12 protein-coding genes and 1 tRNA gene are annotated in these 14596 nt (G+C 62.5%); all 13 read right to left on the bottom strand.

Annotated elements, in window-relative coordinates; translation table 11 throughout:
• Nucleotides 1-2 precede the first annotated feature (2 nt).
• Nucleotides 3-75 (bottom strand) — tRNA-Val (locus AC3ZU9_RS18035).
• A 107-nt stretch (nucleotides 76-182) separates the two neighbouring features.
• Nucleotides 183-947 carry an SDR family oxidoreductase gene (locus AC3ZU9_RS18030; protein ID WP_043205657.1) on the bottom strand — a complete coding sequence of 255 codons (765 nt, stop codon included), beginning with the start codon at nucleotides 945-947 and terminating at the stop codon, nucleotides 183-185.
• A gap of 11 nt (nucleotides 948-958) precedes the next feature.
• Nucleotides 959-2170 (bottom strand): O-succinylhomoserine sulfhydrylase, encoded by a 1212-nt coding sequence (locus tag AC3ZU9_RS18025; RefSeq protein ID WP_014719150.1) that lies wholly within the window; start codon nucleotides 2168-2170, stop codon nucleotides 959-961.
• 65 nt (nucleotides 2171-2235) lie between these two features.
• On the bottom strand, nucleotides 2236-3741 hold the full coding sequence (gene purF / locus AC3ZU9_RS18020) for an amidophosphoribosyltransferase (protein WP_015884965.1): 1506 nt from the start codon (nucleotides 3739-3741) through the stop codon (nucleotides 2236-2238).
• Between the two features lie 41 nt (nucleotides 3742-3782).
• Entirely contained in the window at nucleotides 3783-4340 is a 558-nt protein-coding gene (locus AC3ZU9_RS18015) for a CvpA family protein (protein WP_015884966.1), read from the bottom strand.
• A 194-nt stretch (nucleotides 4341-4534) separates the two neighbouring features.
• Complete coding sequence (locus tag AC3ZU9_RS18010; RefSeq protein WP_490091134.1) at nucleotides 4535-5197, bottom strand: SPOR domain-containing protein; 663 nt, start codon at nucleotides 5195-5197, stop codon at nucleotides 4535-4537.
• Complete coding sequence (folC, locus tag AC3ZU9_RS18005; protein ID WP_490091133.1) at nucleotides 5181-6488, bottom strand: bifunctional tetrahydrofolate synthase/dihydrofolate synthase; 1308 nt, start codon at nucleotides 6486-6488, stop codon at nucleotides 5181-5183. Before folC ends, AC3ZU9_RS18010 begins: the two co-directional genes overlap by 17 nt.
• Nucleotides 6485-7405, bottom strand: a complete 921-nt coding sequence (gene accD, locus AC3ZU9_RS18000) for an acetyl-CoA carboxylase, carboxyltransferase subunit beta (protein ID WP_490091132.1) — start codon at nucleotides 7403-7405, stop codon at nucleotides 6485-6487. The genes folC and accD overlap by 4 nt, the downstream gene beginning before the upstream one ends.
• Nucleotides 7406-7649: 244 nt before the next feature.
• Complete coding sequence (locus AC3ZU9_RS17995) at nucleotides 7650-8282, bottom strand: phosphoribosylanthranilate isomerase (protein ID WP_490091131.1); 633 nt, start codon at nucleotides 8280-8282, stop codon at nucleotides 7650-7652.
• A 64-nt stretch (nucleotides 8283-8346) separates the two neighbouring features.
• Nucleotides 8347-9171, bottom strand: a complete 825-nt coding sequence (truA, locus tag AC3ZU9_RS17990) for a tRNA pseudouridine(38-40) synthase TruA (RefSeq protein WP_043205660.1) — start codon at nucleotides 9169-9171, stop codon at nucleotides 8347-8349.
• A gap of 283 nt (nucleotides 9172-9454) precedes the next feature.
• Nucleotides 9455-12016 (bottom strand): FimV/HubP family polar landmark protein, encoded by a 2562-nt coding sequence (locus AC3ZU9_RS17985; protein WP_015884971.1) that lies wholly within the window; start codon nucleotides 12014-12016, stop codon nucleotides 9455-9457.
• Nucleotides 12017-12176: 160 nt separating this feature from the next.
• Entirely contained in the window at nucleotides 12177-13187 is a 1011-nt protein-coding gene (locus AC3ZU9_RS17980; protein WP_046035318.1) for an aspartate-semialdehyde dehydrogenase, read from the bottom strand.
• Nucleotides 13188-13424: 237 nt separating this feature from the next.
• Nucleotides 13425-14537: an aspartate-semialdehyde dehydrogenase gene (gene asd, locus AC3ZU9_RS17975; RefSeq protein ID WP_015884973.1), complete on the bottom strand. Its 1113-nt coding sequence runs from the start codon at nucleotides 14535-14537 to the stop codon at nucleotides 13425-13427.
• Between the last annotated feature and the right edge of the window lie 59 nt (nucleotides 14538-14596).

Genomic DNA, 14596 nt, shown 5'->3' with positions numbered 1-14596 from the left:
GGTGGGTGATGACGGGATCGAACCGCCGACCCTCTGCTTGTAAGGCAGATGCTCTCCCAGCTGAGCTAATCACCCTTTGCTTCGTTGAGGCCGCGAAATTTACGCAGGTAGCGGACCTAAGTCAATAGCCCGCTTGAAGTTTTTCTGAAAAAGACAAAATGGCTTCAAGACGGCTATCCGCTCTACTCGCTGTAAATCATCTTCTTGCTCATGCCACCGTCCACCACGAACTCTTGCCCGGTGACAAACCCCGCCTGACGCGACAGCAGCCACGCCACCATCGCCGCCACGTCCTCTACGGTACCCACCCTGCCCGCCGGATGCTGGGCATGATCAGCATCACTCAACGGCTCGGCACGACGCGCTGCAGGATCACGCGCATCGATCCAGCCAGGGCTGACCGCATTGACCCGCACTTCCGGCCCCAGGCTCATCGCCAAGGCATGCGTGAGGGCCAACAGGCCACCCTTGCTCGCCGCGTAGGCCTCGGTGTCCGGCTCAGACTGGCGAGCCCGGGTCGACGCCAGGTTGACGATGGCGCCACCATGGGCCCGCAGATACGGCGCACAGTGCTTGGCCAATAACATCGGCCCACTGAGGTTCACGGCCAGCACACGATTCCAGTAGGCCAGGTCCAGGCTTTCCAGGGTCATATTGCGCGGGTCCGCCACCGCTGCGTTGCAGACCAAGGCGTCCAGGCGCCCAAACTGCCCCAATACCTCGGCGACACCTTGGGCGACTTGCTTCTCGTCAGCCACGTCCATGCTGATAAACCAAGCGTTCTCACCCAGCACCTTGGACACCTTGGAACCGCGCTCGCGGTCCAGGTCCGTCAACACCACTTGCCAGCCTTCGCTGATCAGCCACGCGGCAATCCCGAGGCCTATGCCACGCGCCGCGCCCGTGACCAGCGCAACACGCCCGTTACTGGCGGCCGCAGCTTCCATGGACCACTCGATCACAAGGCAGCCAGCCCGCGAGCCAGGTCAGCTTGCAAGTCAGCCACGTCTTCGAGGCCGACCGCGATGCGGATCAGACTGTCACGGATACCCGCCGCCTCACGCTCCTGCGGCGCCAGGCGACCGTGGGACGTGGTGCTCGGGTGGGTAATGGTGGTCTTGCTATCCCCCAGATTGGCGGTGATAGAGATCAGGCGGGTCGCATCGATAAAGCGCCAGGCCCCGTCTTTGCCACCCTTCACTTCGAAGCTCACCACGGCGCCGAAACCTCGTTGCTGGCGCTGGGCCAACGCGTGTTGCGGGTGGCTCTTGAGGCCGGCGTAGTGCACCTTCTCGATACCGTCCTGCTGCTCCAGCCACTCGGCCAGCGCCTGGGCGTTGGCGCAATGGGCCTTCATGCGCAGGCTGAGGGTTTCCAGGCCTTTGAGGAAGATCCAGGCGTTGAACGGGCTCAAGGTCGGACCGGCCGTGCGCAGGAAGCCGACGACTTCTTTCATCTGCTCGCTGCGACCCGCAACCACACCGCCCATGCAACGACCCTGGCCGTCGATGAACTTGGTGGCCGAGTGCACGACGATGTCCGCGCCCAGCTTCAACGGCTGTTGCAGCGCCGGCGTGCAGAAGCAGTTGTCGACCACCAGCATGGCGCCCTTGGCGTGCGCCACTTCGGACAACGCCGCGATATCCACCAGCTCCGCCAATGGGTTGGAGGGCGACTCGACGAACAGCAGCTTGGTGTTGGCCTTGATCGCCGCCTCCCAGCCGGACAGGTCCGCCAGCGGCACGTAGTCCACTTCGATGCCGAAGCGCTTGAAATACTTCTCGAAAAGGCTGATGGTCGAGCCGAACACGCTGCGCGACACCAGCACGTGGTCGCCGGCACTGCACAGGCTCATTACCACCGCCAGGATCGCCGCCATGCCAGTGGCCGTGGCCACTGCCTGCTCAGCACCTTCCAACGCCGCGATACGCTCTTCGAACGCGCGCACAGTCGGGTTGGTATAACGCGAATACACGTTGCCCGGCACTTCGCCAGCAAAGCGCGCAGCCGCATCGGCCGCCGTACGGAACACATAGCTGGAGGTGAAGAACATCGGGTCACCGTGCTCACCTTCCGGTGTGCGGTGCTGGCCGGCGCGCACAGCCAGGGTATCGAAAGCTACGCCATCGAGGTCGCTGTCCAACCGACCGGCATCCCATTCCTGACTCATGCTGCGACTCCTTACTCAATTCTTTATTTAAGATACAAAACCGGCCCCTCAGGGCCGGTTGTCACTCAGTTGTTGTACAGATCGATGATCGCACTGACCGCCTGGGTCTTGATCTTCGACGAGTCGTTACGCGCCTGCTCGATCTTGTTCAGGTAGGCCTCGTCGACGTCACCGGTCACGTACTTGCCGTCGAACACGGCGCAGTCGAACTGGTCGATCTTGATCTTGCCACCGCCGACCGCTTCGATCAGGTCCGGCAGGTCCTGGTAGATCAGCCAATCCGCGCCGATCAGGTCGGCAACGTCCTGGGTCGAACGGTTGTGAGCGATCAGTTCGTGGGCGCTCGGCATGTCGATACCGTACACGTTCGGGTAACGCACGGCAGGCGCAGCGGAACAGAAGTACACGTTCTTCGCGCCGGCTTCGCGGGCCATCTGGATGATCTGCTTGCAGGTGGTGCCACGCACGATGGAGTCATCCACCAGCATCACGTTCTTACCGCGAAATTCCAGCTCGATGGCGTTGAGCTTCTGGCGCACCGACTTCTTGCGCGCAGCCTGGCCCGGCATGATGAATGTCCGGCCAATGTAGCGGTTCTTCACGAAGCCTTCGCGGAACTTGACGCCCAGGTGGTTGGCCAGCTCCAGCGCAGCGGTACGGCTGGTGTCCGGGATCGGGATCACCACGTCGATGTCGTGCTCTGGACGCTCGCGCAGGATCTTCTCGGCCAGCTTCTCGCCCATGCGCAGACGTGCCTTGTACACCGAAACACCGTCGATGATCGAATCCGGACGCGCCAGGTAGACGTGTTCGAAGATGCACGGGGTGAGTTTCGGCGCCACGGCGCACTGGCGGGTGTGCAGCTTGCCATCTTCGGTGATGTACACCGCTTCACCCGGCGCGAGGTCGCGGATCAGGGTGAAGCCCAGCACGTCCAGGGACACGCTTTCGGAAGCGATCATGTACTCGACGCCTTCGTCGGTGTGACGCTGGCCGAACACGATCGGACGAATACCGTGCGGGTCACGGAAGCCGACGATGCCATAACCGGTGACCATGGCCACTACGGCGTAGCCACCGACGCAACGGTTGTGCACGTCGGTGACGGCGGCGAACACGTCTTCTTCGGTCGGCTGCAGCTTGCCGCGCTGGGCCAGTTCGTGGGCGAACACGTTGAGCAGCACTTCCGAGTCGGAACTGGTGTTGACGTGGCGCAGGTCAGATTCGTAAATCTCCTTGGCCAGTTGTTCAACGTTGGTCAGGTTACCGTTGTGCGCCAAGGTGATGCCGTACGGCGAGTTGACGTAAAACGGTTGAGCTTCGGCCGATGTCGAGCTACCGGCAGTCGGGTAACGCACATGACCAATGCCCATGTGCCCGACCAGGCGCTGCATGTGACGCTGGTGGAACACGTCACGTACCAGACCATTATCCTTGCGCAGGAATAACCGGCCGTCGTGGCTGGTCACAATACCGGCAGCGTCCTGGCCGCGGTGCTGGAGGACGGTTAGCGCGTCATACAGCGCCTGATTGACGTTCGACTTACCGACGATACCGACGATGCCACACATGCGACGCAACCCCTACTTAATGAATCTTGACTGAACACAGCTTACTGAGGCGTTTTGGCCGGTAAGAGGTGTTCCTTGAACGGAAGATCAGCGGGTACGCTGATTCCGCTGGCCAGCCACTGACTGCTCCACCCCAGAATGAGGTTCTTGGACCAGTCTGCAACCAATAGAAATTTTGGCACGAGTACCGACTCCTGCCACCACGAATCCTGCTGTACCGGCCCCAGGCTCAACAGCCCGACCGCCACGACCACCAGCAACGCGCCACGCGCAGCGCCGAAGGCCATGCCGAGAAATCGATCGGTCCCGGAGAGGCCGGTGACACGTATCAACTCGCCAATAAGATAATTGACCATTGCTCCCACCAGCAGCGTGGCGATGAACATGATGGCGCAGCCCGCGATGACGCGAGCCGAAGGTGTCTCGATGTATCCGGCCAGGTAGACCGACAATGAACCGCCGAACATCCAGGCTACGACTCCTGCGATGATCCAGGTCAGCAACGACAATGCTTCTTTTACGAAGCCGCGGCTTAGACTGATCAAAGCGGAGATGGCGACGACTGCAACAATCGCCCAATCAACCCAGGTAAATGGCACGTTTGAGCCTACGGACGGATGAGGCGGCGCATTTTAGCAGAGCGCTGGGCTGTCGGTAAGCTGTGATTGCGGCTGCTTTGCAAATCAATAGTTTGTGGCGAGCCAACGCGATTTCAAGGCCACCCCAAAACGAATGTGGGAGGGGCTTGCCCCTCCCACACTTGACTGCATTCCAAGCTCAAAGCGCTGCGAAATCAGCCGCGCTCAGGCTGGAAACGGGTCACAAAACCCTTCAGGTTCTGCTGGCGATCCAGCAAGTCCCGCAGGCGATCCGCCTCGGCACGCTCGATCAGCGGCCCGATAAACACGCGGTTCTTGCCATCGGCGCTGCGGATATAGGCGTTATAGCCCTGGCTACGCAGCTTCTTCTGCAACGCGTCGGCGCCTTCGCGATTGCCCAGGCTGGCCACCTGAATCGACCAACTGATCGGCAGACCATTCGGATCGATACGGCTCTGCCCCACCTCCGGCTTGCCCGGTGCGGCAGGTTGCGGCGCTACCGGCTTAGGTGCAGGCGCGGGCGCAGCGGGCTTGGCGGCGGCAACCGGCGCGGCGGGCGCCGGCTTGACCACTGGCACGCTGGGCTGCACCGGCATCGACGGTGCCTGCTGCGCGGCCACTTCATCATCGGTCGGCACGGGTTCTTCCTCCGGCAACGCCTGAGGCTCAGGCACCACCACCGGCTCAACCTGAACCTGCGGCACCCCCTGGGCTTGTGGCGCGGCCGGAGCCTCAACCAACACCTGACGCTCTTCGTCCTGGCGAGAAAACAGCATCGGCAGGAAAATCACCGCCAGCGCCACCAGAACCAAGGCTCCGACCATTCGCTGCTTGTATGCGCTATCCAGTAATGCCATGTGCAGCTTCCTCCGTGGAGCGCCGGGCCAACCACTCAAGCGCCTCGGCAACACAATAAAATGACCCGAACAACAGAATCTCATCATCGGGCGTGGCAATGGCGCACTGTGCTTCAAGGGCATCGGTCACGCTTGCATACGACGCCACCGCTGCACCAAGGTTCTGCAAGGCCACTTCCAGTTCAGCGGCCGGACGGCTGCGCGGGGTATCCAGCGGCGCCACGGCCCAGGCCTGGACATTGCCCAACAAGGGCGCAACCACACCTTCCAGATCCTTATCAGCCAGCAGACCAAAGACCGCAAGGCGACGACCGACCGGCGGCGTGCGGGACAGCCGCTGCGCCAGGTACTCGGCCGCATGGGGGTTATGCCCCACATCCAGCAGCAGGTTCAGGCGCTTGCCTTGCCATTCGAACTCACGGCGATCCAACCGCCCGACCACGCGCGTGGCCAACAAGGTGGTGGCAATCTGCTCGGCGTTCCACGGCAGGTCCAGCAACAGATAGGCCTGCAGCGCGAGTGCGGCGTTTTCCATCGGCAGGTTCAGCAACGGCAGATCGTGCAACTCTACAGCCTGGCCACGGCCATCGCGCCCACACCATTGCCAGTGCCGCTCACCGATCTCGAGGTTGAATTCTCGGCCGCGCAGGAAAAACGGGCAATCCAGCTCACGCACCTTATCCAGCAGGGTATGCGGCGGCTCCACGTCACCGCACAGCGCAGGCTTGCCCTGGCGGAAGATCCCGGCTTTTTCATAGGCCACGGATTCACGGGTATTGCCCAGGTAGTCGGCGTGGTCCACACCAATGCTGGTGACCAACGCCAGATCGGCATCCACCACGTTGACCGTGTCCAGACGCCCACCCAGGCCGACCTCCAGCACCACCACATCCAGTTGCGCACGCTCAAACAGCCAGAACGCCGCCAGGGTGCCCATCTCGAAGTAAGTCAGGGAAATCTCGCCCCGGCCCGCATCGAGTGCGGCGAAGGCTTCGCAGAGTTGCTCATCCGAGGCTTCGACGCCATTGAGCTGCACCCGCTCGTTGTAACGCAGCAGGTGCGGGGAATTGTAGACGCCGACTTTCAGCCCTTGGGCCTGCAGCAGCGCCGCGACAAAGGCACAGGTAGAGCCTTTGCCGTTGGTACCGGTCACCGTGATCACGCGCGGTGCCGGGCGGCCTAACCCGAGGCGGGCCGCTACCTGTTGCGAGCGCTCCAGGCCCATGTCGATGGCGGACGGATGCAACTGCTCAAGGTAGGCGAGCCACTCGCCCAGGGTACGCTGGGTCATAGGTTCGCAGGCACCGGCGGCACAACGATCGGCTCAACTTTAGGCGCGACGTAGTCGGGCGTCGGCAGGCCCATCATCTGTGCCAGCAGGTTGCCCAGGCGTGGACGCAGTTCACCGCGCGGGATGATCAGGTCGATCGCGCCGTGCTCCAGCAGGAACTCGCTGCGCTGGAAACCTTCCGGCAGTTTTTCACGTACGGTCTGCTCGATCACACGCGGGCCGGCAAAGCCGATCAGCGCCTTCGGCTCGCCGACGATCACGTCACCCAGCATCGCCAGGCTGGCGGAAACGCCGCCGTAGACCGGGTCGGTCAGCACGGAGATAAACGGGATGCCTTCTTCACGCAGACGCGCCAGTACCGCGGAGGTCTTGGCCATTTGCATCAGCGAGATCAGGGCTTCCTGCATACGCGCGCCACCGGAGGCGGCGAAGCAGATCATCGGGCAACGGTTTTCCAAGGCGTAGTTGGCCGCGCGCACAAAGCGCTCACCGACGATGGCACCCATGGAGCCGCCCATGAACGAGAACTCAAACGCCGACACCACGACAGGCATGCCCAGCAGCTTGCCGCTGACGGAAATCAGCGCGTCTTTCTCACCGGTCTGCTTCTGCGCAGCGGTCAGGCGGTCCTTGTACTTCTTGCCGTCGCGGAACTTGAGACGGTCAACCGGCTCCAGGTCCGCGCCCAGCTCGCTACGGCCTTCGGCATCCAGGAAAATGTCGATGCGGGCGCGGGCGCCGATACGCATGTGGTGGTTGCACTTGGGGCAAACGTCCAGGGTCTTTTCCAGCTCCGGGCGGTACAGCACCGCGTCGCAGGATGGGCACTTGTGCCACAGACCTTCAGGAACCGAGCTTTTCTTCACCTCGGAACGCATGATCGAAGGGATCAGTTTGTCTACTAACCAGTTGCTCATGCTTTCTTTCTCCAGTACCGGTGGCTTGAACACAGCCCCGCGTATGCCCTTGAGCTAAATTCATATGTGGCGATGACACATGCTGGACGGGGTCAGACGTTCGACCGGCCTGTTCCCGCATGTATCCTCAGCCTTCCAGACAACCTGCCAGCGCAGGGTTGCCACTTCATTTCCGGGCCACCCACAGGCGGCGCCGGGCTGTTTTACACAGTGGTAGTTATGGACGGCGGCAGACTGCCAGCCGTCACATCGCACCGCTGCTGTTGCGCACGGCCTGCATGAACGCGCGAATCTTGCTGTGATCCTTGATGCCCTTGCCCTGCTCTACTCCACCGCTGACATCCACGGCATACGGTTGTACCTGCTCGATCGCCGCCCCGACATTCGTGGGGTTGAGCCCACCGGCCAGGATGATCGGCTTGCTCAACCCCGGCGGAATCAGCGACCAATCGAACGCCTCGCCGGTACCGCCAGGCACGCCTTCGACGTAGGTGTCCAGCAGGATCCCGCGAGCGCCACTGTAGGCGGCACACGCTGCCGCGATATCGTCCCCGGACTTGACGCGCAGCGCCTTGATATACGGGCGCTGGTAGCTTTCACACTCGCCGGGTGTTTCGTCGCCGTGGAACTGCAGCATATCCAGGGGCACGGCATCCAGGGTTTCGTTGAGTTCGCAGCGGCTGGCGTTGACGAACAAACCCACGGTGGTCACGAACGGCGGCAGTGCGGCGATGATCGCCCGCGCCTGCAACACATTCACCGACCGCGGGCTCTTGGCGTAAAACACGAAACCAATGGCGTCCGCCCCCGCCTCGACTGCCGCCAGCGCGTCTTCTATGCGGGTAATCCCGCAAATCTTGCTGCGAACGGCTGACATGTCGTGGAAACCTCAGGGGTTGGGCCGAGAAAGTCCCGGATGGTAACAAAAGCTTTTCCGGGCGTCAGCCGCCAAGTTCGCTGAAACCTGTGAGGAAGTGTGGCCCGATGAAACGCTCCGGCAATTCGAACTCGTCGCGGTACTCCACATCCACCAGGTACAGGCCGAACGGATGCGCCGTGACCCCGCCGGTACGGCGAACCCGGCTTTCCAGCACTTCCTTGGCCCACGCCACCGGGCGCTCGCCGGTGCCGATGGTCATCAGCACCCCGGCAATGTTGCGCACCATGTGATGCAAGAAGGCCCCGGCGCGGATATCCAGCACGATCATCTTGCCGTGGCGGGTCACGCGCAGGTGGTGGACTTCCTTGATCGGCGACTTCGCCTGGCACTGGCCGGCACGGAAGGCACTGAAATCATGCACGCCCACCAGGTGCTGCGCGGCTTCGGCCATGCGCTCGGCGTCTAGTGGGCGGTGGTTCCAGGTGATTTCTTCGTTGAGGTGCGCCGGGCGGATCTGGTCGTTGTAGATCACATAGCGATAACGCCGGGCAATGGCCTTGAAGCGCGCATGAAAATGCGCAGGCATGACCTTGGCCCAGCTGACGCTGACATCATGGGGCAAATTGATATTAGCTCCCATCACCCAGGCTTTCATTGAGCGCTCAGCCTGGGTGTCGAAGTGCACCACCTGGCCGCAGGCATGCACGCCAGCATCGGTACGCCCGGCGCACATCAGCGACACTGGCGAGTCGGCAACTTTGGACAGGGCCTTCTCCAGGGTTTCCTGCACTGTCAGCACGCCGGATGCCTGACGCTGCCAGCCGCGATAACGCGAGCCCTTGTATTCCACGCCCAGCGCGATGCGGTAAAAGCCTGCAGCCGCCATTTCGGCGGCCGGATTATCTATATTTGCCAAGAACTGAGAGCCTGATGAGTTGCGCGAAGGCGGCCATTATAAAGGCGACTACACAGTGGCGGGCGCTTTTGTAATGGATTGGCTTGAGCCAACGTGGGAGGGGGGCTTGCGGTGGTGGGTGGGGTTATTCCTCCAGATCTAGTGGGGCTGCTTCGCAGCCCAGCGCGGGGCAAGCCCGCTCACTACAAGAAGCCCGATTACCATAGGAAGCCCGATCACCACGGCAAGCCCCACACTGGATTTGCGTCGCCCGTTAAATACGGCCGAGCATTTCCTTGGCCTCGCCACGCTGCGCCTCGTCACCCTCGGTCAGCACTTCGGAGAGGATGTCCCGTGCGCCGTCCGCATCACCCATGTCGATATAGGCCTGGGCCAGGTCGAGCTTGGTTGCCACTTCGTCTGTGCCGGAAAGGAAGTCGAACTCCGGCTCGTCATCGCCCATTGCCGCGTCTTCCGCGGTGAACGATGGTTCGATGGACGGGTGTTCCAAGCTCTGGGACAGACGGTCCAGCTCGGCGTTGACATCATCCAGCTCCGACGCGAACGCATCAGGCTTGGCGCCCGCTTCCGGCTCATCGGCCAGGGACAGGTCGAAATCTTCCGGCAGGTCGAAGTCGTCCAGTGCCGCAGGCGTCAAGGTCGGCGGCTCAACGGCCGGCACGTCCTTCATCTGGTCTTCCAAGCCTGAGAGGAAGTCGTCATCGGATTGCGCCGAAGCCGGCGCATCCAGTTGCAGGTCCAGGTCGAAGTCCGACAGGTCATCGGGGCTGGCGTTGGCTTCGGTCTGCTGCTTCAGAAGCGACTCGAAGGTCTGCTGATCGTCCTTGACCTCCGCTGGGGAGGCTTCTTCCAAGTCGTCCAGGCTCAGATCGAAATCGGTGTCGAAAGCCTCCGGTTGCGCAGGCGCCGGCTTGTCTTCGAGCAAATCCTTAACGTATTGAGCATCCAGGGCAGCGGCGGCCACCGCCGCGCTGACACCCGCCGCCAACACGGCCATGGCCGGGAAGCGACTCTTGAGCTGCTCGACCTGGGCATGGTTTTCACCATTGGCCACCAGTTGACGCTCCTGGCTCACGAAGCCGTCCTTGTCGTTTTGCAAACCGTAGACTTCCATCAGCTTCAAACGCAGATCGCTGCGCTTGGGCTCATGCTTGATCGCCTGCTGCAATACATCGGCGGCCTGGTTCAGGTGGCCACGATCGATATGGGATTGAGCTTGGGCCAACGCATCGTTGGCGTTTACCGGGGCGACAGCAACGGCCAGCGGCGCCAGCACGGAAGCAACGGTCGGCACAACGACAGCCGGCTCGGCCACCGGGGCCGGTGCTGGCGCGGCGGCCAGCTTGACGTTTGGCGGCGGCACTTCCAGGCCTTCGAAGCTGTCCGGCGGCAGGTCATGGTCGATGTTCGAGGTGAACACCGGCTCTTCAGCCAGCGCCCGCGCCATGCGCAGGTGCTTTTCCTCTTCGAGGCGTGCGTTGCGATGGCGCGCCCACAACAGCAGGAGCAACAGCACCAGCAGGCCAGCCGCACCGCCGACCACGCCGAGTACGATCGGGTTGGTCAGCACGTCATTGAATTTACCTTCGGTGCTGTCAGGCGCTGCATCCGCCTTGACGGGCTCAGGCGCGGGCGCGGCGGGCGCTGGGGTAGCGGTGGCGGCATCCGGCGCGGCCGGGGCAGCCGCCGGTTCGCCGGCCAACTGCGCGGGCATCGCCGCCGTGGCCGCCGTGGCCGAAGCGGCCGGGACACCCTTTTCAGCCTGCAGACGCGCGAGTTGATCGTTTTTCAGTTGAATCAGCTTTTGCAGCTTGTCCAACTGGCTTTGCAAGTCGGCAGCGCGGCTTTTCAGCTCTTCGTTGTCGCGACGGGTGGTGTCCAGTTGCTCCTGGGTCATCGCCAGTTTGTCGCTCAGCGCCGCGCTATCGCCCGCCTTGCCCTTGGCGCCCTTCTTGGCCGCCTCGGCCGACACCAGGCTCAAGTTGTCCTTGGCGTTGGTGCTCGCGGGCGCATTGCCAGCCTGGGTGCGCTTGGTAGCGTCCAGCTGCTGCTTGCCCGCCGCAGGGTTGGTTGCGGCACGTCGCCCCTGGCGCCAGGCGGCGTTCTGCGCGCTCACTTCGGCAATCGCCTGGGGTTGCGGCAGTGCGGTGCTTTGTACGGTATCCGGCAGGCGCAGGACCTGACCAGTTTTAAGGCGGTTGATATTGCCGTCGATAAACGCGTCCGGGTTCAGCGCCTGGATCGCCAGCATGGTCTGCTGAACCGAGCCGCCGTTACGGTTCTTCGCGGCAATTTCCCACAAGGTGTCGCGGGGCGTGGTGGTGTGCTGTGCGGGTTTGCTCACGGCCGGCGCTGTGCTGGACGGCGCTGCCAGGCGCGGTGCTGGCGCGGCGGTCGTCGGTGCGGGCTGGTCGAACTTGGCCGGGTCGAGCAAAACGCTGTAGTCGCGCATCAAACGGCCATTAGGCCATTGCACCTGCAGCAGGAAACGTACGTAGGCGTCCGGCAACGGCTTGCTGGAGGTGACACGCACCACGCTGCGGCCGTTGGGATTGATCACCGGAGTGAACGTCAAGTCATTGAGAAATGCCTGGCGATCAACACCGGCATCCACAAACGCCTGGGACGAGGCCAGGCTCGGCGTGATCTCGGAAGCCGTGAGGCCACCGACATCGAGCAATTCGATTTCCACCGCCAACGGCTGGTTCAACTTCGACTTGAGGGTCATCTCCCCCAGCTGCAGCGCCTGCGCCATACCGGAGGACAGCGCCGAGGCGGCCGCTATTGCTAACACCAGTTTGCGAACTTGAACCATAGCCTCATCCTTTTTGAACACTCCCCGGCCTGCGAGAAGGTTGGTAACCGCTGCCATAAGGCATGGCGAGCCGATAGGTCACCGACGCGCAACTTTTCCTACCTGGGGCCAAGCATAGCGCCTGGCTAGAATCAATCTACAAATTGCCGCCAAGTATCTTTTACGCAAGGCCTTTTATCAACAACTGCGCCAGCTGTACGGCATTCAGCGCGGCGGCTTTGCGTACGTTATCTGACGTCAGCCACAGATTTAGTTCCGCCGGGTCATCCACGCCCGCACGAACCCGCCCTACATAGATCACATCCTGGCCCACGGCGTCACCCACCGCCGTAGGGTAGTCGCCCTCGTCCACCAGCTCTATACCTGGGGCTGCGTCGAGTAGGCGGTTCACGGCAGCGAGGTCCACTGGTGCACCCAGTTGCAGAGACACAGTCAGGCTATCGCCAAAAAACACCGGGGCTTGAACGCAAGTTGCGGAAATCTTTAGCAAAGGTAATTCCAGCACTGCGCGCAGTTCGTGTACCAGGCGCTTTTCCAAGGCGGTATGACCTTGGGCGTCCGGCGTGCCGACTTGTGCCAACACATTGAAGGCGACCTGGCGATCAAAGAATTTCGGCTCCAGCGGGCGCATATTCAGCAGCTCGGCGGTTTGCCGGGCCAGCTCGCTGACGGCCTCACGGCCCTGGGACGACATCGCCAGGCTGGCGGTGACGCTCACGCGCTGGATATCCAGCACGCCACGCAAGGGGGCGAGGACGACTGCCAAGTTGGTCGCCGATGGGCTTGGGCTGCCGAGCTGGAACGGCTTACTCAGGCCATCCAGCACATGGGCATTGGCTTCCGGCACCACTTGCGGCGCCTGCTCGGCCGGCAATGCGCCAGACAGATCAATCAACGAGCAGCCCGCCGCCGTGGCGCGCGGCGCAAAACTTGAGGTGACCGCCGGCCCCGCCGCAAAGAACGCCAGCTGGACTTTACTGAAGTCGAACTCGTCAACCTCCCTCACCCGCACGTTCTTGCCGCGAAACGGCACCGATGCACCGGCGGAGTTGCTGCCTGCCAGCAGATGCAGGGTGCCGACCGGGAAGTCCAGCTCTTCGAGGATCTGCACCAGGGTTTCACCTACGGTGCCGGTGGCGCCGATCACGGCGATATCAAAGGTCGGGTTCATGGGGACTGCCTCGGGCATTGCGGGGGGAGCGGCACTTTACCGGGTGGTGGGGGGCGAGGCAATTAAGCTGGGATTTGTGGCGTGGCTGATGGCCATATCGGGGGCAAGCCCCCTCCCACATTTGGGCGCGTTCGCCAATCAAGGGTGGGAGGGGGCTTGCCCCCGATAAGGCCCGACCAAACAACAAAAAACCCGCGCCTGTCACCAGTCGCGGGTTTCTCTCATTGCCTCAAACTATCAACGTTCCAGCAGAATCCGCAGCATGCGGCGCAGCGGTTCGGCCGCGCCCCACAGCAGCTGGTCGCCTACGGTGAACGCGCCCAGGAACTGGCTGCCCATGTTCAGCTTGCGCAGACGGCCTACCGGTACATTCAAGGTGCCGGTGACCTTGGTCGGGCTCAGCTCCTGCATGCTGATGTCGCGGTTGTTCGGCACCAGCTTGACCCAGGGGTTGTGCTGGCTGATCAACGCTTCGATATCGGCGATCGGCACGTCTTTGTTCAGCTTGATGGTCAGCGCCTGGCTGTGGCAGCGCATCGCGCCGATACGCACGCAGATGCCGTCCACCGGGATCGGGCTCTTGAAGCGGCCGAGGATCTTGTTGGTCTCGGCCTGGGCCTTCCACTCTTCGCGGCTCTGGCCGTTCGGCAGCTCTTTGTCGATCCAGGGGATCAGGCTGCCGGCCAATGGCACGCCGAAGTTCTCGGTCGGGTACGCCTCGCTGCGCATGGCTTCAGCCACACGGCGGTCGATGTCGAGGATCGCGCTGGCCGGGTCGGCCAGTTGATCGGCGACGGCAGCGTGGGTCGCGCCCATTTGCTTGATCAGTTCGCGCATGTTCTGCGCGCCGGCCCCGGAGGCCGCCTGATAAGTCATGGCGCTCATCCACTCGACCAGGCCGGCTTCGAACAGGCCACCCAGGCCCATCAGCATCAGGCTGACGGTGCAGTTGCCGCCGACGTAGTTCTTGGTGCCGGCGTCCAGTTGCTGGTCGATGACCTTGCGGTTCACCGGGTCAAGGATGATCACCGCATCGTCCTGCATGCGCAGGCTGGAGGCGGCGTCGATCCAGTAACCCTGCCAGCCGGCTTCGCGCAGCTTGGGGAAGACTTCGCTGGTGTAGTCGCCACCCTGACAGGTCAGAATCACGTCGAGGGTTTTCAGCTCTTCAATGTTGTAGGCGTCCTTGAGCGGAGCAATATCCTTGCCCACGGACGGCCCTTGGCCACCCACGTTCGAAGTGGTGAAAAACACCGGCTCAATAAGATCGAAATCCTGCTCTTCCAGCATCCGCTGCATGAGCACGGAACCGACCATACCGCGCCAACCGATCAGACCTACACGTTTCATCGCAACTACACCTTGTTAAAAAGTGGGCCGCCTTGCAGCAACAACTGCAAGCGGGCCCG

The organism is Pseudomonas sp. A39 (assembly GCF_058145955.1).
The sequence above is the reverse complement of the archived record's forward strand: the minus strand, read 5'-3'. Positions and strand labels throughout refer to the sequence as shown.